We start from the raw sequence: 25572 nt of genomic DNA, 5'->3' as shown, positions 1-25572 counted from the left end.
CTTAAGGAAATGCACCATGGCTGAAGAAACCATTTTCAGTAAAATCATCCGTCGCGAGATTCCCGCCGACGTGGTTTATCAGGACGAACTGGTCACCGCCTTCCGCGATATCGCGCCCAAAGCGCCTACCCATATTCTGATCATTCCTAACGTATTGATTCCTACCGCCAACGATGTGCAGGCTGCACATGAGCAGGCGCTGGGCCGCATGATCACCGTGGCGGCAAAAATTGCCCGTGATGAAGGCATTGCAGAAGATGGCTATCGCCTGATCATGAACTGTAATAGCCATGGCGGTCAGGAGGTTTATCACATCCATATGCACCTGGTCGGCGGTCAGCCGCTGGGCCCGATGTTGGCCATCTAACTCAGGCGGATAATGTGATGCGTCAATGGCTGAGTGGCTTGCTGTTGCTGACCCTTGCGGGTTGCAGCAGCGATAAGCCGATGATTAATACTTCGCAGTCGCTGGTGATGGAGTCGGCGGTGCTGTCAGCAGGCATCATTACCGATGATCCAACGTTGACTGAACAAGATGGTCAGCAGCGTGCCATGAGCGTGTTGTACAACCAGCGTGAAACGCCGGTAAAAGTGCACTATCGTTTCTATTGGTACGACGACAAAGGATTGGAAATTACGCCAGAAGAGCCGGCACAGAGCCAAATCGTACCGGCGCATGGCAGCGTAGAAGTGGCCTCGCAAATGGGCAATCCGACCGCCAGTAAGGTGCGTCTCTATCTTTATCTTTGAGGAGTAAGCTGTGATTCGCAGTGTAAAACGTTCGGGCGCGCTGTTGTTTGCGCTAATGCTCACCGGTTGTGTGGTGCAACAACAGACGCCGGCACCGGTTGAACCGACGCAGCCAACCCCGCCAACCCAGCCGGTAGAACCGCCGACGCAGCCAGTGCCGCCGCCGCAAACCGTGCCACAGCCGCCAAAGCTGAAAACCATTAACTGGGATGCCAGCGTGCAGCCGCTGGTCGGCAAGATGGTGCAATCATCCGGTGTGAATCCAGGCAGCGTGCTACTGGTGGACCGCATTAAAAACAGCACCAACGGATCGTTGCAGACCGACAAGGCCACCGACGCGATTCAGAACGCCTTAGCTAACAACGGTAAATTCACCCTGATCACCCCAGAACAGTTGGCGCAGGCTAAGCAGACCCTGGGCTTGTCGCCGGATGACAGTCTGAACTCGCGCAGCAAAGCGATTGGCCTGGCACGTAACGTCAACGCGCAGTATGTGCTGTACAGCAATGCGCAGGGCGATGTGAAAGCACCCACGCTGCAAATGCAGCTGATGTTGGTGCAGACCGGTGAAATCATCTGGTCAGGAAACGGTGTTGCTCAACCCTGATCCTCAGCTGCAAAACATGATTCAGCAACAATGGCCGACGGCGCAAGCTGCCGGTCATTTTTTCGCGCAGCCGGGACTGAGCGGACAAAGCGTGCGCGTGCAAACCGAGCAGGGCGAGCTGCTGGCGCGTCGTGCGCCGCCGCAGCCGATTCCGTTTGTCGATCGCCAACGCGAATACCGTGTGCTGCGCCAGCTGCGTCATGCGCAACTGGGGCCGCAGCCGTTGGCGTGGCGCGATCCGTGGCTGCTACAGAGCTGGTTACCGGGCGAGGTGCTCACGCCCGCGCAATTTAATACGCAGCGCGAGGCCATTCTGGCGCTGCTGCAGCGTCTGCATCAACAGCCGCTCACCGGCTACCGTTTACGTTTAGCGCCGCTGCTGCAGCGTTACTGGCAGCTCTGTCGTCAGCGTCACTGGCGCTGGCAGCGTCGGCTGCAACGCTTATTACAGCAGGGCGAGCCGCAGCCGCTGCGCCTTGCGCCTCTACATATGGACGTGCATGCCGGCAACCTGGTCGCCACACCCACGGGTTTACGCCTGATCGACTGGGAATATGCCGCCGACGGCGATGTGGCGCTGGAACTGGCGGCGGTTTGCGCGGTTGATGGTGATATGCGCCCGGCGTGGATTGCCGGTTACGCCGCGCACGCGCAGCTTGATGAGCGGGCACTGGCGCGTCAGATGCAGCGCTGGCAGCCGTGGCTGCAACTGCTGATGGCCAGCTGGTACCAGCTGCGGGCCGAGCAGAGTCAGGATGAAACATTACAACAGCTGGCGCAGGCCAGCTGGCACGACCTTTAACCTAGGATTTTAATCATGACCATGAACACGCCTGGACCGCTGATGCTTGACGTCGAGAGCTTTGAGCTTGATGCCGAAGAGCGCGACATTCTGCAGCATCCGTTGGTGGGCGGGCTGATTCTGTTTGCCCGTAACTTCCATGATGTTGCGCAACTGGCAGAGCTGGTGCGCCAGATTCGCGCCGCTTCGCGTAATCGGCTGGTGGTCGCCGTGGATCAGGAAGGGGGCCGCGTGCAGCGCTTCCGCGACGGCTTTACCCAATTGCCAGCGATGCAATCTTTTGCTGCGCTGCACGATCTCAACAGTGCCGGTGAACTGGCGCAGCAGGCTGGCTGGCAGATGGCGGCGGAGATGATCGCCATGGACATCGACATCAGCTTCGCCCCGGTGCTGGATATTGGCCACATCAGCGCGGCAATCGGCGATCGTTCATTCCATGCAGATCCGGCGATTGCGCTGCAGATCGCGCGTCGCTTTATCAACGGCATGCATGAAGCCGGCATGAAAACCACCGGCAAACACTTCCCCGGTCACGGCGCGGTCAGCGCGGACTCACATAAAGAGACGCCGCGCGATCCGCGCGATGCCGCCACGCTGCGCCAGCATGACATGGCAATCTTTAAGCAGTTGATTGACGAACAGCTCCTCGATGCGGTGATGCCGGCGCACGTTATCTATACTGAGGTGGATCCGCTTCCTGCCAGCGGTTCGCCATACTGGCTGCAAACCGTGCTGCGTAAAGAGCTCAGCTTCAACGGCGTGATCTTCTCCGATGATTTGTCGATGGAAGGCGCGGCGGTGATGGGCAGCTATGCTGAACGCGCGCAGCAGTCGCTGAATGCCGGTTGCGATATGATCCTGGTGTGCAATCAGCGAGCAGGCGCAGTAAGCGTGTTGGATAACTTGACGCCGATCGGGGCAGAGCGCGTGACGCAGTTATACCATCAGGGCCGTATGACCCGTCAAAGCCTGCTGGCAAGCGAGCGCTGGCGGCAGAATCAGCGTCAACTCAGCGCGTTGCAACAGCGCTGGCTGGCGCATAAAGCTTCGGTCAGCTAAGCGTCGCTGCCCGGATCTCACTTCACGCTGAGGAAAATCATGATCATCTATTTGCACGGTTTTGATTCCAACAGTCCGGGCAACCATGAAAAGGTGCTGCAGCTGCAGTTCATTGACCCGGACGTCAGATTAGTCAGTTACAGCACCCGTCATCCCAAACATGATATGCAGTTTCTGCTGAAAGAGTGCGATAAGTTGCTGCAACAGGGCGACGATGCGCATCCGTTGATTTGCGGGGTTGGCCTCGGCGGTTATTGGGCCGAGCGTATTGGTTTTCTTTGCGGCATGCGTCAGGCGATTTTCAATCCCAATCTTTTTCCCTTCGAAAACATGGAAGGCAAAATAGATCGGCCGGAAGAGTATCTCGATATTGCCACCAAATGCGTCAGCGATTTCCGCGCAACGAATCGCAACCGCTGTCTGACCATTTTGTCGCGCAATGATGAAGCGCTGGATAATCAGCGCAGCGCGGCACAGCTGCAGCCGTTCTATGAAATCATCTGGGATGACGAGGCCAGCCATAAATTTAAAAATATTGCGCCGCATTTACAGCGCATCAAAGCCTTTAAACTCCTCGCCTGACCTCCCGTGCGCCGTGTGATGCGGCGCATAAAATGTGTAACATTCTGATAATGCTGTTGAAAGATTGATCCACATCAATTTTCTTATGTTATGTCTCCGACGCCGTGATATTCTGCCCCTAGCTCGCGATTTAACGTCGCCAACCCTATGTTTATTAAGGTTTTTATTAACCATTAATTAACTATTGGTTTACAACTTTGAGGGGGTCTTTGTTGACTACATCTATGGAAAAAATCGTTATCATCGGCGGTGGTGCTGGAGGCTTAGAACTGGCCACGCAGCTGGGTCACAAGCTGGGACGCAAGAAAAAAGCCGAGATCATTCTGGTCGATCGTAACCACAGCCACCTGTGGAAACCGTTGCTGCATGAAGTGGCGACCGGTTCGATGGACGAAGGTATTGATGCGCTGAGCTATCTGGCGCACGCGCGCAATCACGGCTTCCAGTTCCAGCTGGGATCGCTGACGCAAATCAACCGTGAGAATAAAACCCTTGAGCTGGCCGAAATCCGCGATGCCGAAGGTGCGCTGTTAGTGCCGCAGCGTGAGCTGGCTTACGATCGCCTGGTCATTGCGCTCGGCAGCACTTCAAACGACTTCGGTACGCCGGGCGTAAAAGATCACTGCATCTTCCTCGATAACCCGCATCAGGCGCGCCGTTTCCACAACGAAATGCTTAACTTGTTCCTGCGTTTCTCGGCCAGCGAAGGCAGCCTGGAAAAAGTGAACATTGCCATCGTCGGCGGCGGCGCTACCGGCGTGGAACTCTCCGCTGAGCTGTATAACGCGGTGAAACAGCTTCACAGCTACGGCTACAAAGGTCTGGACAGCTCTTCGTTGAACGTCACGCTGGTGGAAGCCGGTGAACGTATTTTGCCTGCGCTGCCACCGCGTATCTCTGCTGCGGCGCATCAGGAGCTGACCAAGCTTGGCGTGCGCGTGTTGACGCAAACCATGGTCACCAGCGCCACGGAAAACGGCTTGAATACCAAAGGCGGCGAATTTATTGATGCCGATCTGATGGTGTGGGCGGCGGGGATTAAAGCGCCAGATTTCCTGAAGGAGATTGGCGGGCTGGAAACCAACCGCATTAATCAGCTGGTGGTGAAAGAGACGCTGCAAACCACGCTGGATGATGATATCTACGCCATTGGCGACTGTGCATCCTGCGCGCTGCCGGGTGGCGGATTTGTACCGCCGCGCGCGCAGTCAGCGCATCAGATGGCTTCCCGCGCGCTGGAAAACATTCTCGCGCAGCGTAAAGACAAGCCGCTGAAAGCCTACGTGTATAAAGATCATGGTTCCCTGGTATCGCTGTCGCGCTTCAGCACCGTGGGAAGTTTGATGGGTAACCTGATGCGCGGTTCAATGATGGTAGAAGGGCGTATTGCACGTTTTGTCTACATCTCTCTATATCGTATGCACCAGATTGCGCTCCACGGATATTTCAAGACTGGGCTGATGATGTTGGTTGGCAGTCTTAACCGCGTACTGCGTCCGCGCCTCAAGCTGCACTAATGATTTTCGGGCGGTGCAATCCCGCCCCAAGCCACACCCGCTGCCGTAACCTGCTGAAAAACACCCGTTCAGCTTAAGGTTGCGGCGCTATTACACCCGCTCTCAGAACTCTCCTAAAAGCTGGCCCTGATGGGTTTCCGCTGCGTTTCCTCCATTAATCTGATGTTGCAATTACGGTCCATCTGTAAAACTTATTACCAACAAACACGGCGCGGCGCGCACGCCGGTTATGCCTCGGCTACCAGGATTTCGTAGCGGCAGGAATGCGCGGTAACAACCTTCAGGAGGACATTCCTGTGAATAAATCAATGTTAGCGGGTATCGGTATCGGCGTAGCAGCAGCGTTAGGTGTTGCCGCAGTCGCCAGCATGGATGTTTTCGATCGCGGCCCGCAGTTTGCACAAGTTCTGTCGGCGACGCCGATCAAAGAGAGCATCAAACAGCCGCGACAGGAGTGTCGCAACGTGACCTTAACCCATCGCCGAGCGGTACAGGATGAGAATCGTATCGCCGGTTCAGTATTGGGTGCGGTAGCGGGTGGCGTGTTGGGCCACCAGTTTGGTGGCGGACGCGGTCGCGATGTGGCGACGGTAGCTGGCGCGCTGGCCGGAGGTTACGGCGGTAATCAGGTGCAGGGTGCGCTGCAGGATCGTGATACTTACACCACCAACGAGCAACGTTGCAAAACGGTATACGATAAACAGGAAAAAATGCTGGGTTATGACGTGACCTATAAAATAGGCGACCAGCAGGGCAAGATCCGCATGGAGAATGACCCTGGCACCCGCATTCCGCTCGACCGCAACGGTCAGCTGATCCTGAATTCGAATCAGGCCTAATTGGGCAAAGCTACATCACAGCAGCAGTAACGAAAAAAGCGCCGTAAGGCGCTTTTTTATTGGATTCAATGCGGTTTGCCGGGGAGCACCTTAAAGGGCGCCCCCACAACATCAAACCCGGTTCTTCGCCAGCTCGCTAACAAAACTCTGCACCCACTCCATACGGATTTTCCGGTCCGCCATTTCACGGGTGAATTTCAGACGGGTTGGCCCATCCAGTTTCCACTGCTGCGGATCTTTCTGCAGCAGGCCAATCAGCCAGCCTGGATCGACGTGGTTCTGCGGCGCGAACTCGAAGAAGCCGCCTTTATCGCTGGCTTCAATCTTACGAATCCCCAACTCGCGCGCCACTAAACGCAGCCCGGCGATGTCCAGCAAATTACGCGCCGCATCCGGCAGTTTGCCAAAGCGATCGATCATCTCCACCTTCAACTCAGCCAAATCCTGCTCATCCGCAGCGCTGGCTACGCGTTTGTACAGCGACAAACGGGTATTCACATCGGGGATAAAATCATCCGGCAGCAGGGCGGGCATGCGCAGTTCGATTTCAGTTTGATTGCTGGTGAGATCTTCCAGTGACGGCTCGCGACCCGCTTTCAACGCATCAACCGCGTTCTCCAGCAGCTCCATATACAGCGTGAAACCGATGGTTTCCATCTGTCCGCTCTGATCTTCGCCAAGCAGTTCACCGGCACCGCGAATCTCCAGATCGTGCGTTGCCAGCGCGAAACCGGCACCTAAATCTTCCAGCGAAGCGATGGCCTCGAGGCGTTTCTGTGCATCGGTAGTCATCGCTTTCGGATGCGGCGTCAGCAGCCACGCATACGCCTGATGATGCGAACGGCCCACGCGGCCGCGCAGCTGATGCAGCTGCGCCAAACCAAAGTGATCGGCGCGCTCAATGATGATGGTATTCGCGCTGGGCACATCGATACCGGTTTCGATGATGGTGGTACACACCAGTACGTTAAAGCGCTGATGGTGGAAATCGTTCATCACCCGCTCCAGATCGCGCTCGCGCATCTGGCCGTGACCAATGGCGATACGCGCTTCCGGCACCAGTTCTGCCAGCCGCTGCGCCGCTTTCTCGATGTTCTCCACGTCATTGTAGAGATAGTAAACCTGGCCACCGCGCAGCACTTCACGCAGGATCGCCTCGCGCACCACCAGGCTGTCGTACTCGCGCACAAAGGTTTTCACCGCCATACGTCGTGCCGGTGGCGTGGCAATAATCGACAGATCGCGCATGCCGCTCATCGCCATATTCAGCGTACGCGGGATTGGCGTAGCGGTGAGCGTCAGGATATCCACATCGGCGCGCATCGCCTTGATACGCTCTTTGTGACGCACGCCAAAGCGGTGCTCTTCATCGACGATCAGCAGGCCGAGATCGTGCCATTTCAGATCGTTCGACAGCAGCTTGTGCGTACCTATCAGAATATCGACTTTGCCTTCGCGTGCCTGTTCCAGCACCTGACTTTGCTCTTTCGCGGTACGGAAACGCGACAGCATCTCAATACGCACCGGCCAGTTGGCGAAACGATCGCGGAAGTTGTCGTAATGTTGCTGCGCCAGCAACGTGGTCGGCACCAGCACGGCAACCTGTTTAGCATTTTCGACCGCGAGGAACGCGGCACGCATCGCCACTTCGGTTTTACCAAAGCCTACGTCGCCGCACACCAGGCGATCCATCGCCAGCGGCTGGCACATATCGCTCAGTACGGCATTGATCGCCTGGCCCTGATCCGGCGTAGTTTCAAACGGGAAGCCTTCACAGAACAGCTGATACTGATCGCGATCGTGCTTAAAGGCGAAGCCGGTCTTGGCGGCGCGCTGGGCGTAGATATCCAGCAGCTCTGCCGCCACGTCGCGCACTTTCTCGGCGGCTTTCTGGCGCGCGCGTGACCAGGCATCACTGCCGAGTTTATGCAGCGGCGCATTCTCATCCGCGCCACCGGCATAGCGACTGATTAAATGCAGCGACGAAACCGGCACGTACAATTTGGCATCGCCGGCATAGGAGAGCATCAAGTATTCCGCCACAATGCCGCCGGCTTCCAGCGTGGTCAGGCCGATATAGCGCCCAACGCCGTGCTCCAGATGCACCACCGGCTGGCCGGGATGCAGTTCGGCGAGGTTGCGGATCAATACGTCTGGATTGATGGTGCGGCGATTATCCTGGCGGCGGCGACTGACGCGCTCGCCGAGCAGGTCGCTTTCGCAGATCAACGCCAGCTGGCGCTGGGTATCGATAAAGCCACGCTCGCTGGCGCCGATCATCAGGCTGTACGGCTGATCGACGGCTTGATCGAAGTGATCGATAGCGTGCGGACGTAGTTTGATGCGCGTCAGCAGCTCTTGCAGGCTTTCACGGCGGCCTTCGCTCTCAACCGAAAAAATCACCTGCCCGCTGAACTGCTCCAGGAACTGACGCAGCAGATCAAGCGGTGCCTTGGCCTGCGCCTGCACGGTTAATTCCGGCAGCGGTTGATAACCGAGGTTGGTGTTTGCGGCTTTCTCCGGCAGCGTCTCGCTGCTCAACTGCATGCGCGGCCAGGCTTTCAGTTCGCTGAGCAGCGCATCGGGGCGCAGCCACAGCGTGACCGGCTCCAGCAGCGGGCGCATCGGGTCGATGCGGCGATTCTCGAAGCGCGCATTGGCGTCAAGCCAGAAGCGCTCGGCGCTCGCCAGTAAATCGCCGCTGTTGAGCAGCAGCGTGTTGCCCGGCAGATAGCTGAACAGCGTCGGCAGCTCCTGCTCGAAAAATAGCGGCTGCCAGTATTCGATACCGGCGGGCAGCGTGCCTTTGCTCACCTGCTGATAGACGTGTTCCGGCTCGCGGCGCACGTCAAAGGTTTCACGCCAGCGGCTGCGGAACAGCTCGATGGCGGCTTTATCGGTCGGGAACTCATGTGCGGGCAGCAGGTTGATGGCGTTGACCGCTTCCAGCGTGCGCTGGGTATCGACATCAAACAGGCGCAGGCTATCAATTTCGTCATCAAAGAAGTCGATGCGATAGGGCTGATCGCTGCCCATCGGGAAGAGATCGAGCAGCGCGCCGCGCGTGGCGTATTCGCCATGCTCCATCACCTGATCGACATGGCGATAGCCGGCCTGCTCCAGCTGATCGCGCAGCGCATCGCGCGACAGTTTTTGCCCCTGCTGCATCACCAGCGCATGACCGTGCAGGAAGCTGTGCGGACAGACGCGCTGCATCAGCGTGTTGACCGGCATAATCAGCATGCCGCGCGTTAAGTTCGGCAGTTGATACAGCGTGGAGAGACGAGCGGAGATAATGTCCTGATGCGGTGAGAAGCTGTCGTAGGGCAGCGTTTCCCAGTCAGCGAGATTGGTGACCGGCAGATCGGTGAACTGGCGAATCTCCTCCTGCAGACGCAGGGCAGATTGCATATCCGGGGTAATCATCAACACCGGACCGCTGTGGCGTTCGGTGATGCTGGCACATTCAAGCGCTTGTGCAGCGCCGACTAGCTGGCCGAGCTGGCGATGATCGCCGGCTTTGACTGGCAGGGTATAACGACTCTGTTCCGACATGGGATCTCGACATTCTCTCCTTGGATTACAGGGCGTCATCATTCCATAATCCGCCCTGAGGATCATCTGTCGTGGTGCGATTTCTCACACTCTGTCGGTTCTGCTACTTGGTGGATTGCTGTGTATAGTGCATGCGGGGTCGATCGACATTGGCCCATGACAGCTCTTTTTCCAGATGATAGCTGTGGTTGCCGTCGTCCCACTTCACGTAATAACCGGTGGGCGAATCGCCCTGTTCGAAAACGTTCACAATCTCCCCTCTGATCTCGCCCGATTTATGTTTAACGATGCTGCCTTTAGGAAATTTCAACATAGTCTGTACTCCCGCGCCTGGCGCTTACTTCGGTACAATCGGTGCTTGATCTGGTGCTACATCATTGAGTTTACGCCAGCCTATGACCAATAAACGTACAAATAACATCATTATTTTGTCGCAATTTTATGCATAAGCCTCCGCTGGGACGGTTTTTGACACAACTTTGCCGCAGACTCAGAGGGTTAGAGGTTTCATAAAGCAGGCACCTCCTTTATCATCCCACTACTTATTTTTAGGCAACTGCCAAGACGGATCTCATGTATCAACCAGTCGCGTTATTCATCGGTTTGCGCTACATGCGTGGACGTGCCTCAGACCGCTTTGGTCGCTTCGTCTCCTGGCTCTCTACCATCGGTATCACGCTCGGCGTGCTGGCGCTGGTCACCGTGTTATCGGTGATGAACGGCTTTGAGCGCGAGCTGGAAGGCAATATCCTTGGCCTGATGCCGCAGGCGCTGGTTACCAGCGAGAAAGGCAGTATCAATCCGCAACAACTTCCGGCGCAGGATCTCAAGCTGCAAGGCGTCACCCGCATGGCGCCGCTCACCACCGCTGATGTGGTGCTGCAGAGCGCACGCAACGTCTCGGTTGGCGTGATGCTGGGCATCAATCCCGATGAACAGGATCCGCTGACACCGTTCCTCGTTAATACCCAACAAAGCGTGCTGCAAGCGGGGCAATATAACGTCATCCTCGGTGAACAGCTGGCTGCACAGCTGGGTGTCAAGCGTGGCGATCAGCTGCGTTTGATGGTGCCGTCGGTCAGCCAGTTCACGCCGGTCGGGCGCTTGCCTAGTCAGCGTATTTTCACCGTGGCAGGGACCTACGCGGCGAACAGCGAAGTTGACGGCTACCAGATTCTGGTCAATCAGCAGGATGCGTCACGCGTGATGCGCTATCCGCTCGGCAACGTTACCGGCTGGCGTCTGTGGCTGGATAAACCGCTGAGCGTAGATGCGCTCAGCCAGCAAACGTTGCCGCAAGGTTTGACGTGGAAAGACTGGCGCGAGCGCAAAGGCGATCTGTTCCAGGCGGTGCGCATGGAGAAAAACATGATGGGGCTGCTGCTGAGCCTGATCATCGCGGTAGCGGCTTTCAATATCATTACGTCGCTGGGCCTGCTGATCATGGAGAAGCAGGGCGAAGTGGCGATTCTGCAAACGCTGGGCCTCACCCGGCGCCAGATCGTGGCGGTATTTATGGTGCAGGGCGCCAGCGCCGGGATCATTGGCGCGCTGCTTGGCACCGTGCTCGGCGTACTGCTGGCCAGCCAGCTGAATAATTTAATGCCGGTGATCGGCCTGTTCCTGGATGGCGCGGCGCTGCCGGTCGACATCAACGTGTTGCAGGTGATCACCATTGCGCTGGTTTCGATGGCCGTTGCGCTGCTTTCTACCCTTTATCCGTCGTGGCGCGCTGCCGCCGTCCAACCCGCTGAGGCTTTACGTTATGAGTAATACTCCTTTGTTGCAGTGTCGTGACCTGTGTAAACGCTATCAGGAAGGCAGCGTGCAGACCGATGTGCTGCGCAATGTGGCTTTCAGCCTGCAGCCGGGTGAACTGACGGCGATTGTCGGCAGCTCCGGTTCAGGCAAAAGTACCTTATTGCACCTGCTGGGTGGTTTGGATGCGCCGACCTCGGGCGATGTGATTTTTGATGGCAAATCGCTGAATGCGATGTCATCCGCCGCGAAGGCGGAACTGCGCAACCGCGAGCTGGGCTTTATCTATCAGTTCCACCATTTGCTGCCGGATTTTAGCGCGCTGGAGAACGTGGCGATGCCGCTGCTGATTGGCAAAATCGGCAAGGCAGAAGCGGAATCCCGCGCGCGTGAAATGCTGGCGGCGGTGGGGCTGGATAAACGTGCTGCGCACCGGCCTTCTGAGCTATCGGGCGGTGAACGTCAGCGCGTGGCGATTGCCCGCGCGCTGGTGAATCGTCCGCGTTTGGTGATGGCCGACGAGCCCACCGGTAATCTTGATGCGCGCAACGCGGATGCGATTTTTGAACTGCTGGGCGAGTTGAACGTCAAGCAGGGCACCGCCTTCCTGGTGGTGACGCACGATCTGCAATTGGCGAAACGCCTGAGTCGCCAGATGGAGATGCGCGATGGCGAGCTGAGCGACCAACTGACGCTGGGAGTGATCTGATGGGTTCATCCTTATCCCTGCTGCTCGGGCTGCGTTTTAGTCGCGGTAGGCGGCGTGGTGGCATGGTCTCGCTGATCTCCATCATCTCCACCGTTGGCATTGCGCTGGGCGTGGCGGTGCTGATCATCGGACTAAGCGCCATGAACGGTTTCGAGCGTGAGCTGAACAACCGCATTCTGGCGGTGGTGCCGCACGGTGAAATCGAACCGGTTAATCAGCCGTTCCGTCACTGGCAGCCGATGATCGCGCCAATTGAAAAGGTTTCGGGCATTGCCGCTGCGGCGCCCTATATTAACTTTACCGGGCTGATTGAGAGCGGCGCGAAGCTGCAGGCGCTGCAGGTGAAAGGCGTCGATCCGCAGCAGGAGTCACGGCTGAGCGCCTTGCCGAGCTTCGTCGCCGGTAACGCCTGGTCACAGTTCGCGGCCGGTAAGCAACAGATCATACTCGGTGGCGGTATCGCCAAATCGCTTAACGTCAAACAGGGCGATTGGATCACCATCATGATCCCCAATAACGATGGCGATAATAAGCTGCTGCAGCCGAAACGCATTCGTCTGCAGGTCAGCGGTGTGCTGCAGCTCAGCGGTATGCTGGATCACAGCCTGGCGCTGGTGCCGCTGGCCGATGCGCAGAAATATCTGGATATGGGCGACAGCGTCAGCGGCATTGCGTTGAAGATGAATGACCCGTTCCAGGCGCAAAAGCTGGTGCGCGACGCCGGTGAAGTGACGCATTCATATGTCTACATCAAGAGCTGGATTGGTACGTACGGCTACATGTACCGTGACATCCAGATGATTCGCGCCATTATGTATTTAGCCATGGTGCTGGTGATTGGCGTGGCCTGCTTTAACATCGTCTCAACGCTGGTGATGGCGGTGAAAGACAAGAGCAGCGATATCGCCGTGCTGCGCACGTTGGGCGCCAAAGATGGCCTGATTCGCGCCATTTTTATCTGGTATGGCTTGCTGGCGGGTCTGCTCGGCAGTGTCAGCGGCGTGGTGGTCGGCGTGCTGGTGGCGCTCAATCTCACGCTGGTGATGCGGGTGTTTGAGCATCTTACCGGGCATCAGCTATTGGCGGGTGATATCTACTTTATTGATTTCCTGCCGTCCGAGCTGCACTGGATTGATGTGATTTCGGTATTGGGCACCGCGATTGTGCTGAGCCTGATTGCCAGCTGGTATCCGGCACGGCGCGCCAGCCGTATCGATCCGGCCCGCGTGCTGAGCGGGCAGTAAGATTGACCGCGCAGCCGCTTTAGCGGCTGCGCACATTTTCAGCGTCTGCCGCATGCAGCCGTCATACGCAGCCGCTATTATCGGGCAGATTAGCCTGAAAAATACCCGAAGCGCGGCGTTAAACGCCGCAGATTAAGGAGCTTTTATGCGCATACCGCGCCGCCGCCTACGACTCGCCCGCGACAAAAAAAACCGCCGCAAAGTGCATCAGCGCTTTCGCCAGCGCATCTTCGAGCGCGATCGCAAAGCTGAACTGGCTGCGCATCCGCAACCGCGCGTGGTGGTACTCACCGGTGCGGGTATCTCCGCCGAGTCCGGCATTCGCACCTTCCGTGCCGCCGATGGTTTGTGGGAAGAGCACCGGGTGGAAGATGTGGCTACGCCGGAAGGTTTTCAGCGCGATCCGGCGCTGGTGCAGGCGTTCTACAACGCGCGCCGTCAACAGCTGCAGCAGCCAGAGATTCAGCCTAATGCCGCGCACAAAGCGCTGGCGGAACTGGAGCAGGTGCTGGGCGATAACTTCCTGCTGGTAACACAGAACATCGACAATCTGCATGAACGCGCCGGCAGCCAGCGCGTGCTGCATATGCACGGTGAATTGCTGAAAGTGCGCTGTGTGAACAGTGGACAAGTGCTGGACTGGACAGAAGATTTAACCCCGGACGATCGCTGCACCTGCTGCCAGTTCCCGGCAATGTTGCGTCCGCACATCGTGTGGTTTGGCGAAATGCCGCTGGGGATGGAGGAGATTTACCAGGCGATTGAGCAGGCAAACCTGTTTATTGCCATCGGCACCTCGGGTCATGTTTATCCGGCCGCCGGTTTTGTTCATGAAGCGAAACTGCAGGGCGCGCATACCGTGGAGCTGAACCTGGAGCCGAGCCAGGTGGGCAATGAGTTTGCCGAGCGTCATTACGGTTTAGCCAGTGAAGTGGTTCCGGAGTTTGTGCACACGTTCTTGCGTGGGCTGTATAAATAGTTTGTGCGCGCTTTCCCTCATCCCAACCTTCTCCCGCAAGCGGGAGAAGGAGCTAAAAACAACCCTCTCCCGCTTGCGGACATGGAACTTTTTAGAACCCTCTCCCGCTTGCGGGAGAGGGCAGGGTGAGGGAAAACGCGCAGAGGACTAACGTCCCGCCTTCAACTTCTGAAACAGCGTCTCATACTGCACGCTGGCATCACCGACATCGTTCTGCCACTCGCCGTTTTTGATCACCGCCTCAGAAGGATAAAGCGAAGGATCATTCGCCACTGCCTGCGGCAGTAGCTTCTTCGCCGCCAGGTTTGGCGTTGGATAACCAATGGTTTCCGCCACCTGCGCTGCCACTTCCGGACGCAACAGGAAGTTAATCAGTTTCAGCGCACCTGCGCGGTTTTTCGCGTTAGCCGGAATCGCCAGATTATCCATCCAGAAAATTCCGCCTTCCTGCGGCCAGATAATCTGCAGCGGCGTGCCGGCCTGGCGCGCCACGTACGCCGAGCCGTTCCAGATCATGCCAACGTTCACTTCGCCTTCCATAAACGGATTGCCTGGATTGTCTGAGTTAAACGCCAGCACGTTCGGCATCAGCTTTTTTAACTCTTCATAAGCGGCTTCGATCTGCTTTGGATCGCGGGTGTTGCCCGAATAGCCGAGCTTACGCAGCGCCATCTGGAACACTTCGCGCGCGTCGTCGGTCAGCAGCAGGCTCTGCTTGTACTGCGGCTGCCATAAATCAGCCCAGCGGGTGATGCTTTTGGCATCCACTTCATCGGTGTTGACCCCAATTGCGGTCGCGCCCCAGATATAGGGGATCGAATAGTCATTGTTGGGATCGAACGGTTTGTTCAGCAGGTTAGGATCGAGATTCTTAAAGTTGCTGAGCTGGGATTTATCAATCTTCTGCAACATGCCTTCATTACGCATTTTGGCAACGAAGTAAGTCGAAGGCACCACCAAATCGTAGGCGCCATCTTTCCAGGTCTTTAGCTTGGCATACATGCTCTCATTGGACTCGTAAGTGGAATAAATCACCTTGATGCCGGTCTCTTTAGTGAACTGCTCCAGCAGCCCCGGCGGCACGTATTCTGTCCAGTTATAGAAATAGAGCGTTTTGCCGTCATCCGCCTGCGCGCTCTGCATGCCCAGTGCCAGCGCCCCAGCCGCCAGCCAGTGAGACCACTTTTTCATCGATTATCCTCTATTTAGTTTTATCTCGGAGCAACAGCTGACTGAGCGCCACCAACAGCAGCGACAGCAGCAGCAAAATCGTCGCCAGCGCATTCACTTCGGGTGACACGCCAACTTTGACCATCGAATAAATTTTTAACGGTAAGATTTCAAAACTCGGGCCAGTGACAAATGACGAAACCACCACGTCGTCCATCGACAGGGTAAAGCTCAGCAACCAGCCCGCCGCGACAGCGGGCAGCGCCAGCGGCAGCAGAATTTTGCGCAAAATGGTGACTTCGCTGGCGCCAAGATCTTTAGCGGCTTCCAGCATGCGCACATCAAAACCTTTCAGGCGCGAATAGACGGTGATCACCACAAACGGTAGACAAAAGGTGATGTGTGAGAACAGCAGCGACCAGAAACCAAGCGAAATGCCCAACAGCATAAACAGCACCAGCAGCGAAATGGCCATCACGATATCGGGCGACATCATCACCACAAACAGCATGCCGCTGACGAAGGGTTTACCGCGAAAACGATAGCGATAGAGTGCAACCGCGGTCAGCGAGCCGATAATTGTGGCACAACTGGCCGACAGCACGCCCATGATCAGCGAATGCTGCGCCGCCTGAATCAGGCTGTCGTTATTCATCAACAGGCGATACCACTGGGTGCTGAAACCCTGCCAGTTGATGCCAAAGCGCGAGCTGTTGAAGGAGTTGACGATCAGAATGATGATCGGGATATAAAACCAGGCGTAAATCACGGCCATAAAGCCGCCGCGTAACCAGCGCGCCATCATTGCAGCTCCACCTTGCTGTTCAGCATACGCGCCGCGCGCCAGTAGGCCAGCAGCATCAAGCCCATCAGCAGCGTCATCACAATACTGGTGGCCGCGCCAAACGGCCAGTCGCGGATATTCAGGAACTGACTTTTGATCACGTTGCCAATCAACAGGTTTTTCGCGCCGCCCAGCAAATCGGCAACAAAGAACAGGCCCATCGCCGGAATAAACACCAGCAGACAACCCGCAACAATGCCCGGCATGGTGAGCGGTAAAATAATGCGCAGAAAGGTTTTCACTTTATTGGCACCGAGATCGCGTGCCGCTTCGAGGCAGGATTTATCCAGTTTTTCCAGGCTGGAGTAGAGCGGCAGCACCATAAACGGCAGCAAAATGTAGATCAGTCCCAATATCACCGCTTCCGAGGTGTACATAATGCGAAAGGGTTTATCGATCACCCCGAGCCACAGCAAAAACTCATTGAGCCAGCCGCGCGTGCTGAGAAAGATCTTCAGCCCGTAGATGCGGATCAAGGAGTTGGTCCAGAACGGCACAATCAGCAGGAACAGCATCAGCGGACGCAGGCGCGCCGGCAGTTTAGTCAGACACCAGGCAAACGGGTAACCGAGCAGCAGGCAGCAGAGCGTGGCGATAAACGCCATGTTCAGCGAGTGCAGCAGCACATCGGCGTACAGCGGATCGAGCAGTCGCGTATAGTTATTCAGGGTGAAGGCCATGCTGACAAAATGCGCATCGTCGCGCGTCAGGAAGCTGGTGGCGAAGATCATCAGGTTGGGCAGCAGCACAAACAGCGTCAACCAACTGACGATAAGCAGCACAATCACTTTCTGTAGACGGTTACGCATCCGTTTCATACGGCAGCACCACCTCCCAGTTCGCTACCCAGCTGACGGCCATTTTCTGGTTCAGCGAGTGGTCAAAATCGGGATCGTCTTCATTAAAGAACTCGCTCACCGTCAGTAGCTTGCCGTTCTCCAGTTCAACGGTGGATTCCAGCGTCATGCCTTTGTAGTTGCGCTCACGGACGTAGCCGATCAGGTTATCGCTGCGGCTGTCATGATCGATCTCTTCCACGCGCAGATCTTCCGGACGCAGCAGCACATGCAGCTTATCGCCGGCGTTAACCGGAAAATCACACTGCAGCTCACATTCACGCCCTTCAACGCGCGCAAGGATAGTGGGCGCCTTTTCGCTATTCAGCACTTCGGCATCGAACACGTTGATCTCGCCAATAAAGCGCGCCACAAACAGGTTAGCCGGCTCTTCATAAATCTCACGCGGCGTGCCGTCCTGCTCGATGCGGCCATCGCGCATCACGACGATGCGATCGGACATGGTCAGCGCTTCTTCCTGATCGTGGGTGACAAACACAAAGGTGATGCCAAGCTTGCGCTGCAACGCTTTCAGCTCGTTTTGCATCTGGCGACGCAGCTTATAATCCAGCGCCGAAAGCGACTCATCCAGCAGCAACACTTTCGGGCGATTCACCACCGCACGCGCAATCGCTACACGCTGTTGCTGCCCGCCGGAGAGCTGATGCGGACGCCGATCGGCAAAGCTCTCTAGCTGCACCATCGCCAGCGCGTCGTTGACACGTGTCGTGATCTCGGCGGCTGGGGTTTTCTGCATGCGCAGGCCAAAGGCGACGTTTTCAAATACCGACATGTGCGGAAACAGCGCATAACTCTGAAATACCGTATTGATGTGGCGATGTTCGGCTGGCAGATCGGTGATGTCATTATCATCAAGAATGATATGTCCGGAATCGGCATCTTCCAGTCCGGCAATCAGGCGTAAAATGGTGGTTTTACCGCAGCCGGACGGACCGAGCAGCGTGATGAATTCGCCGTGACGGATGGTCAGATCGAAGTCAGAGATGATGGTTTTGCCATCGAAAGCTTTACTGATGCCAGAAAGCGTAACCAGCGCGAGATCGCGTGTTTGCGTCATTTTAGTCACTCAGTCTGATGGTGAATCAGGTTACAGCATAGCCGCTGGTGCCAGCTTGCTGTGATGAAGGGCGCGATGATACCGCAAAAAAGCGTCAATGCCATGTTTTGCCACGGATTTACCTTGAAAACTCTGAAAAATGCCGGAGTATGCGTAACGGGCAAGTCGTACAGGCGACGGTGAGTGAATTTTCAGCGCATTTCACGCTGAGAGAGCTAACCTGAAGGATAATGATTTGACGCAACATGGGGGCTCCAGGCCACCATGATAATGACGCAGGTTCTTAAGAGGGATGACAGATGGATCAATTACTTGAGCGTTTTCTCAGTTATGTCGCAGTAGAAACTCAGTCAAAACCTCAGGCGCGACAGGTGCCAAGCAGTGAAGGGCAGTGGGCACTGGCGCGTCAGTTACAGGAAGAACTTATTGCGCTGGGCTTTGTTGATGTCTCTTTAAGCGACCATTGCTGCGTAATGGGCACCTTACCGGCGAATGTCGACTGGGCCACGCCGGTAATCGGCTTTATTTCGCATATGGACACGTCACCGGATTTTACCGCCAAAAACGTTAATCCGCAGATTATTGAAAACTATCGCGGGGGTGACATTGCGCTGGGCAACGGCGATGAAGTTCTGTCGCCGGTGATGTTCCCAATCCTGCATAAGCTGATTGGCCATACGCTGATTACCACCGACGGTAAAACCCTGCTCGGCGCCGATGACAAAGCCGGCATCGCCGAGATCATGACGGCGATGGCGCGTCTGGCGAACAGTGATATTCCGCACGGTGCAATTCGGGTGGCATTTACCCCCGATGAAGAGATTGGCCGTGGCGCGTCGCACTTTGACGTGGAAGGTTTTGCCGCCGATTGGGCCTACACCGTGGATGGCAGCGATCTCGGCGAGTTCGAATTCGAGAACTTCAACGCCGCCACCGCGATGGTCAAGATCACTGGCAATAACGTCCATCCGGGCAGCGCTAAAAATGTGATGGTCAATGCGCTGGATCTGGCGATGCGCTTCCACGCGGAGCTGCCAGCAAAAGAGAAGCCGCAGTATACCGATGGCTACGAAGGTTTTTTCCATCTGCACACCATCAAAGGCACGGTTGAGCATGCCGAACTGATGTATCTGATTCGTGATTTCGACGCGGATAGCTATGCCCAGCGCAAGCAGCTGCTGGAAGAGATTGGCCAGCGTGTGAGCCAGGGGCTGCAAAGCGAATGTTCAGTGAAGGTGGAGATCAGCGATAGCTATCGCAACATGCGTGAGAAAGTCGAACCGCATCCGCACATTATTGAGCTGGCGCTGCAGGCGATGCGCGATTGTGGCATTGAACCGAACGTTAAACCGATTCGCGGCGGTACCGATGGATCTGCGCTGTCATGGAAAGGGTTGCCATGTCCGAACCTGTTCACCGGCGGCTACAACTATCACGGCAAGCACGAGTTCGCCTCACTCAACGTGATGGCGCAGTCAGTAGAGGTGATTGTGCGTCTGGCTGAGTTGGCAGGGCAGAAAAAGTGACAGTAACCAGGTGCGCATGAATGCGCACCTTATAACATTGTAGGGTCGCCTTTCATGGCGACCGGAACACCAATTTACTCGCCGAAGAACCAATATCCGCTATTAACCAGCGCCGCCAGCTGCGCCAGCATTGACGGATCGTCCAGCGCATCGCCAAAATCTTCCAGCGTCAGCACATGATTGTGCGCCAATGCCGCCAGCACCTGCGGATGGTTGCAGCTGATTGATTCACCGTTCACAAACACCGCATCACCGATGGTCAACACGCGCAGGCCGCCAAGACGCGTCAGCGCATCGCCTTGCTGCAATGCATCGTAAATTTCATCCGGCTGATAAGGTGGCTCCGGCGGAGCGACATCCAACTCATGACGCGACTGAGAAATAAACTCGCCAAACCATTGGTTAAACTGCTCCGGCTGGTTGATCACATCCATCATCACTTTGCGGATGCCTTCCAGCTCCGACGGCAAAATTTGCGATGGGCAATCACGTGACGGCACGTCCGGATCGCTGTAGCGATAGCTGCCCAATTCGTTAGCCAGCATGTGATCGGCAAAGCCGCTGATCAGCTCGCGACCGTTCGGTGCACGGAAGCCCACCGAATAGTTGATGGCGTTTTCAAGCGAATAGCCTTCATGCGGGAATCCAGGCGGAATATAGAGAATATCGCCCGGCTCCATCTCCTCATCAATGATGGCGTCAAACGGTTCAACCTGCAGCAGATCTGGATGCGGGCAGTGCTGTTTCAACGGCACTTTTTCACCCACGCGCCAGCGACGACGGCCGGTGCCCTGAATGATAAACACATCATATTGGTCGAAATGTGGGCCCACGCCGCCGCCCGGCACGGCGAAGGAGATCATCAGATCGTCAACGCGCCAGTCGGGCAGGAAACGGAACGGGCGCATCAGTGCAGCCGAAGGCTCATGCCAATGGTTGACCGCCTGCACCAGCAGCGACCAGTTGCTCTCACCGAGATGATCGTAGCTTTCAAACGGGCCGTGGCTAACTTGCCATTTGCCTTCGTTATGGCTAACCAGACGGCTATCCACCTCATTTTCCATTGCCAGACCGGCCAGCTCGTCAGGAGAAATAGGATCGACGAAGTTTTTAAAACCCCGTTTAAGCACCACCGGGCGTTTCTGCCAGTAGCGTTGAATAAAGTCGGGCCAGTTGATGTCGAGCTGATAGTCCATATGCGGAGTCCGTTTGCTGCAAAGAATGATGGCAAGTATAACAGCCCGCGTCCCTTTCTACTCGCGGTGATGCTCGACTTCCTGGCGCTGGAAAATCACTTCCATCCGCGCGCCGCCGAGCGGGCTGGTGGTGGCGATGACCTGACCGGCGTACTGTTCGAGGATATCGCGCACCACGGCCAAACCTAATCCCTGGCCGGGACGTAGCGTATCGGCGCGCTGACCGCGCACGAAGATCAGATCGCGTTTGCTTTCTGGAATGCCCGGGCCATCATCATCAATAAACAGATGCAGAGTTTTGTCGGTTTGGCGTGCGGTGACTTCAATAAACTCCAGGCAGTATTTGCAGGCGTTATCCAGCACGTTGCCGAGCACTTCCATAAAGTCATTTTTATCGCCGATAAAGGTCAGCTCGGGAGAGATATCCAGGGTGATCGCCACGCCTTTACGCTGATAAACCTTGTTGAGAGCCGAACACAGGCTGTCGAGCAGCGCCGAAACCGAATGTAAATCGCGCTGCAGCGGATTGTGATCGGCCTGCATGCTGGCGCGATGCAGATAATAGCCAATCTGCTGGGAGATACGGCTAATCTGCTCCAGCATCACCGGTTCCGCCTGTTCCACGGTTAACTCTTTGCCGCTGCGTAACGAGCGTAGCGTACTCTGCAGCACCGCCAGCGGGGTTTTCAGGCTGTGCGTCACGTCCGACAGGGTGGTGCGATAGCGCGTATAGCGCTGGCGTTCGTTGGTCAGCAGCAGGTTGAGATTGCGTACCAGGCTGCGCAACTCCTGCGGCGGATTATCATCGAGATTCTCGCGTTGGCCGGTTTCCAGCTCGCGCACATGCGCGGTGAGATCGCCAATTGGTCGTAGACTCCAGTGCGCCGCCAGCCACAACAGCGGGATCACCAGCAGCAGGTTGGCGGCCAGCACATAGCTAAACCACGACCACACCACATCGGAATGCTGCAACTCCTGCGGAATTGAGTCGACAACCACGATGGTCAGCGCCGGCAGGTTAGTGGTGGCATCGTAACGATTGACCGCTACCGAGTGAGTAAAGGTATCGTTGCTGTCACTATCCAGCGCATGCAGCCGCTCTTTTGCCTGTGGATTGTTGCCCATCGCCGCCATGCTGGTGCGATTGCTGGTGTCGATTTCGTAAAAATCGGGCTTGAGCAGCCATTCGCGGCGAATCTTTTTGCGGATGTCCGGCACGTCACGCTGCTGCCACAGCAGTTTGCCGTGTTCATCGTAGATAAACACCAGCGTGGGGAAGTTGAGCGTCATGCGCTCCGGCTGGGCGATGGTGAGCTTGTCGTCTTGCCACTGCGCCAGCGTGAAGAACAGATTGCTTTCGCCGCGCATCACGCGGTAGGTATTTTTATCGAAGCTAACTACGTAACCCACGACGGCAACCATGCCGTAGGAGAGCGATAAAAACAGGACGATCGCCGCCGTTGCCAGCAGGAAACGGGCGCGTAACGAGAAGGGGCGGAAGCGTTTTAACCACGTCATAAATCAGAGATCAAAGCGATAACCCTGGCCGCGCACGGTGTTAATCACTTCGGTCGGATAGAGCGAGAGAATTTTTTTACGCAGGCGACCCATCAACACATCAATGGTGTGACTCTCGCGCAGTTCCGCATCCGGATAGAGCTGCAGCATCAGTGAATCTTTGCTCACCACTTTACCCGCGTTGCGAATCAGCGTTTCAACGATGGTGTACTCGAAAGCGGTAAGTTTTACCGGTTGATCCTGCACCGTTAGCTCACGGCGTGACAGATCGACCTGGAACGGCGGCATGGAAATAATCTGTGACGCGTGGCCGCTGTTACGACGCATTAGCGCCTGCAGACGCGCCGCGACTTCTTCAATATGGAAAGGTTTAGTGACGTAGTCGTCGGCACCGGCTTCCAGCGCTTCGACTTTTGCCTGCCAGCCTTCGCGGGCGGTCAATACCAGAATCGGTTGACGTACGGCATCGGTGCGCCAGCGACGGATCAACGACATGCCATCTTCGTCGGGCAATCCCAGATCGACAAGAGCGATATCGGGCATGTGCTCCTGCAGGAAATAATCTGCTTCTTTGGCATCTTCTGCGGCATCGACCTGATGGCCCATTTCACGCAGCTGCACGGCGAGGTGATGGCGCAACAGCGCGTTATCTTCCACAACCAGAACACGCATAGTATTTCCTTAGCTTCCGACTCAATAATGATGGAGAAAAGTATATGCGAAGCCAGCTAAACAAGAGATCAACGTTTGTTAATAGAGGCGTGCCCAACATTGAACACGCCTGTTGTTGAGATTTACTGCAAATCATCAACCATCTGAATTGCACGGCCAAGGTAGTTGGCTGGCGTCATCTGCTTCAGACGCACTTTTTCCTCTTCCGGCAACGCAAGGCTATCGATGAACGCTTGCATGCCAGCTGCATCAACACGTTTACCGCGCGTCAGCTCTTTCAGCTTCTCGTACGGCTTCTCGATGCCGTAACGGCGCATCACGGTTTGAATTGGCTCGGCCAGTACTTCCCAGTTGTGATCCAGTTCATCCAGCAGACGATCGCGGTTCACTTCCAGCTTAGAGATGCCTTTCAGCGTCGCCTGATAAGCGATCAGCGCATAGCCGATGCCGACACCGAGGTTACGCAGCACGGTAGAGTCAGTGAGGTCACGCTGCCAGCGTGAAACCGGCAGTTTGCTGGCCAGATGCTGCATCATCGCGTTAGCCAGACCGAGGTTGCCTTCGGAGTTTTCGAAGTCAATCGGGTTCACTTTATGCGGCATGGTTGAAGAACCAATTTCACCGGCGATGGTTTTCTGTTTGAAGTGATTGAGCGCTACATAGCCCCAGATATCACGATCAAAGTCGATCAGAATGGTGTTGAAACGTGCGATGCAATCAAACAGCTCGGCGATGTAGTCGTGCGGCTCGATCTGCGTGGTGTACGGGTTCCAGGTGATGCCCAGTGAGGTGACAAACTGCTCGCTCAGCTGGTGCCAGTCCACTTCCGGATAAGCGGAGATGTGGGCATTGTAGTTGCCAACCGCGCCGTTAATTTTGCCGAGGACTTCAATCTTGCTGAGCTGACGCAGCTGGCGCTCCAGACGGTACGCCACGTTTGCCATCTCTTTGCCCATGGTTGACGGCGTGGCCGGCTGGCCGTGGGTACGCGACAGCAGCGGAATGTCACGATACTCGTGCGCCAACCCTTTTACGGCATCGATGAGCTGGTTCCAGAACGGCACGATCACCTCGCGACGTGCGGTTTCCAGCATCAGCGCGTGAGAAAGGTTATTGATATCTTCAGAGGTGCAGGCGAAGTGGATAAACTCAGACACCGCATGCAGCGCCGGAACATCGGCCACTTTCTCTTTGAGGAAATACTCCACGGCTTTTACGTCGTGGTTGGTGGTGCGCTCGATGGTTTTGATACGTGCAGCGTCTTCTTCGCTGAAATTGGCGACAATCGCATCAAGGAAAGCGTTTGCGTCGGCATCAAATGCAGGAACTTCCTTGATCTCTACAGTCGTAGCCAGTTTTTGTAACCAGCGAACCTCAACCTCAACGCGAAATTTCAGCAGACCGAATTCGCTGAAAATGGCGCGCAGTGGGCTGACTTTATCGCCGTAACGACCATCGACAGGTGAAACGGCGGTCAGAGAGGATAATTCCATCAGTGCAACTCCTGAATCGTTTAACAATGATGCCGGGGCGGCGCTTAATACGCCGGGCCCAGGCGGGATAAAATGGTTTTGGCTTCGCTCAGCAGACGCTGGCGCGAAAACATCAGCTGCAGACGGCCACCGCCAACCTGCTGCCATAACACCGCAGAGCGAATGCCGGCCAGCAGGGCGGCGCGCACTTTACTCTGCACTTGTGAATTCTGTAATACCTGCGGCGAACCGGTGACCTGAATGCGTGGGCCTAATGGGCTGATCACATCCACGTAAATCCCGGCCATGGCGCTGGTGATAGTGTCCGATTCCAGCTCGTAATGCGCCAGTTGGCGATCAAGCTGGCTAATGCGTTGTGCCAGCGTATTCATCGCGGTTTTATTACCGTGCAGCTTACGCTCCAGCACCATCATACTCAGGGTATAGCGCGTCAGTTCTGCGCTGGCGCCTTGACGATTACTGCTGTTGAGCACCGCCATCAAGGTCTCTAATCCTGGCTGCAGGTTGGCTTCGTCGTTGCCATACACCGCCAGCGTCGAACCGGGGTTGAGATCGATCAAGCTGCGCAGCGACACATTCAGGGCAGCATTATTGCACTGGCCCTGCTGCGCGAGTTGCTGCACCACATGGGCTGCCTGGCAGACACCCGCCAGCGCCAGCGTAATCTCATAATAGTTCTTAGCCACGCTTAACTCCTGTCATCGCGTCGGGCAGCGCCGACCTTAGGCTTCTGCCAGAGGCAGGCGTTGTTCGATAATGCCGCCGCCGAGGCACACTTCACCGAGATAAAACACGGCGGATTGGCCTGGCGTGACCGCCGCTACCGGCTCCCCCAAAA

General features: G+C 56.3%; 25 protein-coding genes. 13 read left to right on the top strand and 12 right to left on the bottom strand.

Features of this window, described 5'->3' with window-relative positions; all coding sequences use genetic code 11:
* The first annotated feature begins 16 nt into the window (after positions 1 to 16).
* From hinT to PMI17_RS02495, 8 genes are all read left to right on the top strand, one after another.
* Positions 17 to 367, top strand: coding sequence for a purine nucleoside phosphoramidase (gene hinT / locus PMI17_RS02530; RefSeq protein WP_007885755.1), 351 nt, complete (start codon positions 17 to 19; stop codon positions 365 to 367).
* Positions 368 to 384: 17 nt separating this feature from the next.
* On the top strand, positions 385 to 750 hold the full coding sequence (locus tag PMI17_RS02525) for a YcfL family protein (protein ID WP_007885751.1): 366 nt from the start codon (positions 385 to 387) through the stop codon (positions 748 to 750).
* 10 nt (positions 751 to 760) lie between these two features.
* Positions 761 to 1357, top strand: coding sequence for a penicillin-binding protein activator LpoB (gene lpoB, locus PMI17_RS02520; protein WP_007885749.1), 597 nt, complete (start codon positions 761 to 763; stop codon positions 1355 to 1357).
* 16 nt (positions 1358 to 1373) lie between these two features.
* A complete protein-coding gene (thiK, locus tag PMI17_RS02515) occupies positions 1374 to 2159 on the top strand; it encodes a thiamine kinase (RefSeq protein ID WP_369751406.1) in 786 nt (261 codons plus the stop codon).
* A 15-nt stretch (positions 2160 to 2174) separates the two neighbouring features.
* Positions 2175 to 3218: a beta-N-acetylhexosaminidase gene (nagZ, locus tag PMI17_RS02510; RefSeq protein WP_007885742.1), complete on the top strand. Its 1044-nt coding sequence runs from the start codon at positions 2175 to 2177 to the stop codon at positions 3216 to 3218.
* A gap of 39 nt (positions 3219 to 3257) precedes the next feature.
* Positions 3258 to 3800 carry an alpha/beta hydrolase YcfP gene (ycfP, locus tag PMI17_RS02505; RefSeq protein ID WP_007885741.1) on the top strand — a complete coding sequence of 181 codons (543 nt, stop codon included), beginning with the start codon at positions 3258 to 3260 and terminating at the stop codon, positions 3798 to 3800.
* Positions 3801 to 4012: 212 nt separating this feature from the next.
* Complete coding sequence (locus PMI17_RS02500; RefSeq protein WP_085982480.1) at positions 4013 to 5317, top strand: NAD(P)/FAD-dependent oxidoreductase; 1305 nt, start codon at positions 4013 to 4015, stop codon at positions 5315 to 5317.
* 296 nt (positions 5318 to 5613) lie between these two features.
* A complete protein-coding gene (locus tag PMI17_RS02495; protein WP_007885735.1) occupies positions 5614 to 6156 on the top strand; it encodes a glycine zipper 2TM domain-containing protein in 543 nt (180 codons plus the stop codon).
* Positions 6157 to 6267: 111 nt separating this feature from the next.
* Here the strand turns inward: PMI17_RS02495 and mfd are convergent, their stop codons facing one another.
* Both mfd and PMI17_RS02485 read right to left on the bottom strand, forming a co-directional pair.
* Entirely contained in the window at positions 6268 to 9711 is a 3444-nt protein-coding gene (gene mfd / locus PMI17_RS02490; protein WP_007885733.1) for a transcription-repair coupling factor, read from the bottom strand.
* Positions 9712 to 9814: 103 nt separating this feature from the next.
* Positions 9815 to 10024: a hypothetical protein gene (locus tag PMI17_RS02485; protein ID WP_007885732.1), complete on the bottom strand. Its 210-nt coding sequence runs from the start codon at positions 10022 to 10024 to the stop codon at positions 9815 to 9817.
* 260 nt (positions 10025 to 10284) lie between these two features.
* Between PMI17_RS02485 and lolC the strand changes: the two genes are divergently transcribed.
* The 4 genes from lolC to cobB all read left to right on the top strand — a co-directional run bounded on the left by lolC (position 10285) and on the right by cobB (position 14401).
* A complete protein-coding gene (gene lolC / locus PMI17_RS02480) occupies positions 10285 to 11484 on the top strand; it encodes a lipoprotein-releasing ABC transporter permease subunit LolC (RefSeq protein WP_007885731.1) in 1200 nt (399 codons plus the stop codon).
* Positions 11477 to 12178, top strand: a complete 702-nt coding sequence (gene lolD / locus PMI17_RS02475) for a lipoprotein-releasing ABC transporter ATP-binding protein LolD (RefSeq protein WP_007885730.1) — start codon at positions 11477 to 11479, stop codon at positions 12176 to 12178. The genes lolC and lolD overlap by 8 nt, the downstream gene beginning before the upstream one ends.
* Positions 12178 to 13422, top strand: a complete 1245-nt coding sequence (gene lolE, locus PMI17_RS02470; protein ID WP_007885727.1) for a lipoprotein-releasing ABC transporter permease subunit LolE — start codon at positions 12178 to 12180, stop codon at positions 13420 to 13422. Before lolD ends, lolE begins: the two co-directional genes overlap by 1 nt.
* Positions 13423 to 13567: 145 nt before the next feature.
* Complete coding sequence (cobB, locus tag PMI17_RS02465; RefSeq protein ID WP_007885726.1) at positions 13568 to 14401, top strand: Sir2 family NAD+-dependent deacetylase; 834 nt, start codon at positions 13568 to 13570, stop codon at positions 14399 to 14401.
* Between the two features lie 147 nt (positions 14402 to 14548).
* On the opposite strand, the gene potD is transcribed toward cobB, so the two are convergent.
* Genes potD through potA form a run of 4 tightly spaced genes read right to left on the bottom strand, consistent with a single transcriptional unit; the run spans position 14549 to position 18329 of the window.
* Positions 14549 to 15592: a spermidine/putrescine ABC transporter substrate-binding protein PotD gene (gene potD / locus PMI17_RS02460; protein WP_007885725.1), complete on the bottom strand. Its 1044-nt coding sequence runs from the start codon at positions 15590 to 15592 to the stop codon at positions 14549 to 14551.
* A 10-nt stretch (positions 15593 to 15602) separates the two neighbouring features.
* Positions 15603 to 16376 (bottom strand): spermidine/putrescine ABC transporter permease PotC, encoded by a 774-nt coding sequence (gene potC, locus PMI17_RS02455; protein WP_007885724.1) that lies wholly within the window; start codon positions 16374 to 16376, stop codon positions 15603 to 15605.
* The gene (potB, locus tag PMI17_RS02450; protein WP_007885723.1) at positions 16373 to 17233 is read right to left on the bottom strand and encodes a spermidine/putrescine ABC transporter permease PotB; all 861 of its coding nucleotides are present in this window, start codon (positions 17231 to 17233) and stop codon (positions 16373 to 16375) included. The genes potC and potB overlap by 4 nt, the downstream gene beginning before the upstream one ends.
* Complete coding sequence (gene potA / locus PMI17_RS02445; protein WP_007885722.1) at positions 17217 to 18329, bottom strand: spermidine/putrescine ABC transporter ATP-binding protein PotA; 1113 nt, start codon at positions 18327 to 18329, stop codon at positions 17217 to 17219. Before potA ends, potB begins: the two co-directional genes overlap by 17 nt.
* A gap of 299 nt (positions 18330 to 18628) precedes the next feature.
* Here potA and pepT point away from each other — a divergent pair, with 299 nt between their 5' ends.
* A complete protein-coding gene (gene pepT, locus PMI17_RS02440) occupies positions 18629 to 19855 on the top strand; it encodes a peptidase T (RefSeq protein WP_007885720.1) in 1227 nt (408 codons plus the stop codon).
* Between the two features lie 74 nt (positions 19856 to 19929).
* Here pepT and PMI17_RS02435 read toward each other — a convergent pair whose 3' ends face one another.
* From PMI17_RS02435 to PMI17_RS25290, 6 genes are all read right to left on the bottom strand, one after another.
* Positions 19930 to 21051, bottom strand: coding sequence for a cupin domain-containing protein (locus PMI17_RS02435; protein WP_007885716.1), 1122 nt, complete (start codon positions 21049 to 21051; stop codon positions 19930 to 19932).
* Between the two features lie 57 nt (positions 21052 to 21108).
* Positions 21109 to 22569 (bottom strand): two-component system sensor histidine kinase PhoQ, encoded by a 1461-nt coding sequence (gene phoQ, locus PMI17_RS02430; protein ID WP_007885714.1) that lies wholly within the window; start codon positions 22567 to 22569, stop codon positions 21109 to 21111.
* A 3-nt stretch (positions 22570 to 22572) separates the two neighbouring features.
* Positions 22573 to 23241 (bottom strand): two-component system response regulator PhoP, encoded by a 669-nt coding sequence (gene phoP / locus PMI17_RS02425; protein ID WP_007885713.1) that lies wholly within the window; start codon positions 23239 to 23241, stop codon positions 22573 to 22575.
* A gap of 122 nt (positions 23242 to 23363) precedes the next feature.
* Complete coding sequence (gene purB / locus PMI17_RS02420; protein ID WP_007885712.1) at positions 23364 to 24734, bottom strand: adenylosuccinate lyase; 1371 nt, start codon at positions 24732 to 24734, stop codon at positions 23364 to 23366.
* A gap of 44 nt (positions 24735 to 24778) precedes the next feature.
* Positions 24779 to 25420, bottom strand: a complete 642-nt coding sequence (gene hflD, locus PMI17_RS02415; protein WP_007885711.1) for a high frequency lysogenization protein HflD — start codon at positions 25418 to 25420, stop codon at positions 24779 to 24781.
* A gap of 36 nt (positions 25421 to 25456) precedes the next feature.
* The coding region (locus PMI17_RS25290) for an aminomethyltransferase beta-barrel domain-containing protein (protein WP_157178860.1) at positions 25457 to 25572 on the bottom strand (116 nt) is incomplete at its 5' end.

Origin of the sequence: Pantoea sp. GM01 (assembly GCF_000282675.1) — a bacterium.
GTDB classification, from domain to species: domain Bacteria; phylum Pseudomonadota; class Gammaproteobacteria; order Enterobacterales; family Enterobacteriaceae; genus Pantoea; species Pantoea nemavictus.
Note: the sequence above shows the minus strand (reverse complement) of the source record. Positions and strands in the feature narration are given on the sequence as shown.

Coding starts and splice junctions, on each gene's coding strand:
- purB (WP_007885712.1), bottom strand. CDS start 24,734: ATGGAATTATCCTCTCTGACCGCCGTTTCACCTGTCGATGGTCGTTAC.
- PMI17_RS02485 (WP_007885732.1), bottom strand. CDS start 10,024: ATGTTGAAATTTCCTAAAGGCAGCATCGTTAAACATAAATCGGGCGAG.
- mfd (WP_007885733.1), bottom strand. CDS start 9,711: ATGTCGGAACAGAGTCGTTATACCCTGCCAGTCAAAGCCGGCGATCAT.
- potC (WP_007885724.1), bottom strand. CDS start 16,376: ATGATGGCGCGCTGGTTACGCGGCGGCTTTATGGCCGTGATTTACGCC.
- PMI17_RS02435 (WP_007885716.1), bottom strand. CDS start 21,051: ATGGACTATCAGCTCGACATCAACTGGCCCGACTTTATTCAACGCTAC.
- thiK (WP_369751406.1), top strand. CDS start 1,374: ATGATTCAGCAACAATGGCCGACGGCGCAAGCTGCCGGTCATTTTTTC.
- phoP (WP_007885713.1), bottom strand. CDS start 23,241: ATGCGTGTTCTGGTTGTGGAAGATAACGCGCTGTTGCGCCATCACCTC.
- lolD (WP_007885730.1), top strand. CDS start 11,477: ATGAGTAATACTCCTTTGTTGCAGTGTCGTGACCTGTGTAAACGCTAT.
- potD (WP_007885725.1), bottom strand. CDS start 15,592: ATGAAAAAGTGGTCTCACTGGCTGGCGGCTGGGGCGCTGGCACTGGGC.
- phoQ (WP_007885714.1), bottom strand. CDS start 22,569: ATGACGTGGTTAAAACGCTTCCGCCCCTTCTCGTTACGCGCCCGTTTC.
- cobB (WP_007885726.1), top strand. CDS start 13,568: ATGCGCATACCGCGCCGCCGCCTACGACTCGCCCGCGACAAAAAAAAC.
- ycfP (WP_007885741.1), top strand. CDS start 3,258: ATGATCATCTATTTGCACGGTTTTGATTCCAACAGTCCGGGCAACCAT.
- potB (WP_007885723.1), bottom strand. CDS start 17,233: ATGAAACGGATGCGTAACCGTCTACAGAAAGTGATTGTGCTGCTTATC.
- PMI17_RS02525 (WP_007885751.1), top strand. CDS start 385: ATGCGTCAATGGCTGAGTGGCTTGCTGTTGCTGACCCTTGCGGGTTGC.
- potA (WP_007885722.1), bottom strand. CDS start 18,329: ATGACGCAAACACGCGATCTCGCGCTGGTTACGCTTTCTGGCATCAGT.
- hinT (WP_007885755.1), top strand. CDS start 17: ATGGCTGAAGAAACCATTTTCAGTAAAATCATCCGTCGCGAGATTCCC.
- lolC (WP_007885731.1), top strand. CDS start 10,285: ATGTATCAACCAGTCGCGTTATTCATCGGTTTGCGCTACATGCGTGGA.
- lolE (WP_007885727.1), top strand. CDS start 12,178: ATGGGTTCATCCTTATCCCTGCTGCTCGGGCTGCGTTTTAGTCGCGGT.
- nagZ (WP_007885742.1), top strand. CDS start 2,175: ATGACCATGAACACGCCTGGACCGCTGATGCTTGACGTCGAGAGCTTT.
- pepT (WP_007885720.1), top strand. CDS start 18,629: ATGGATCAATTACTTGAGCGTTTTCTCAGTTATGTCGCAGTAGAAACT.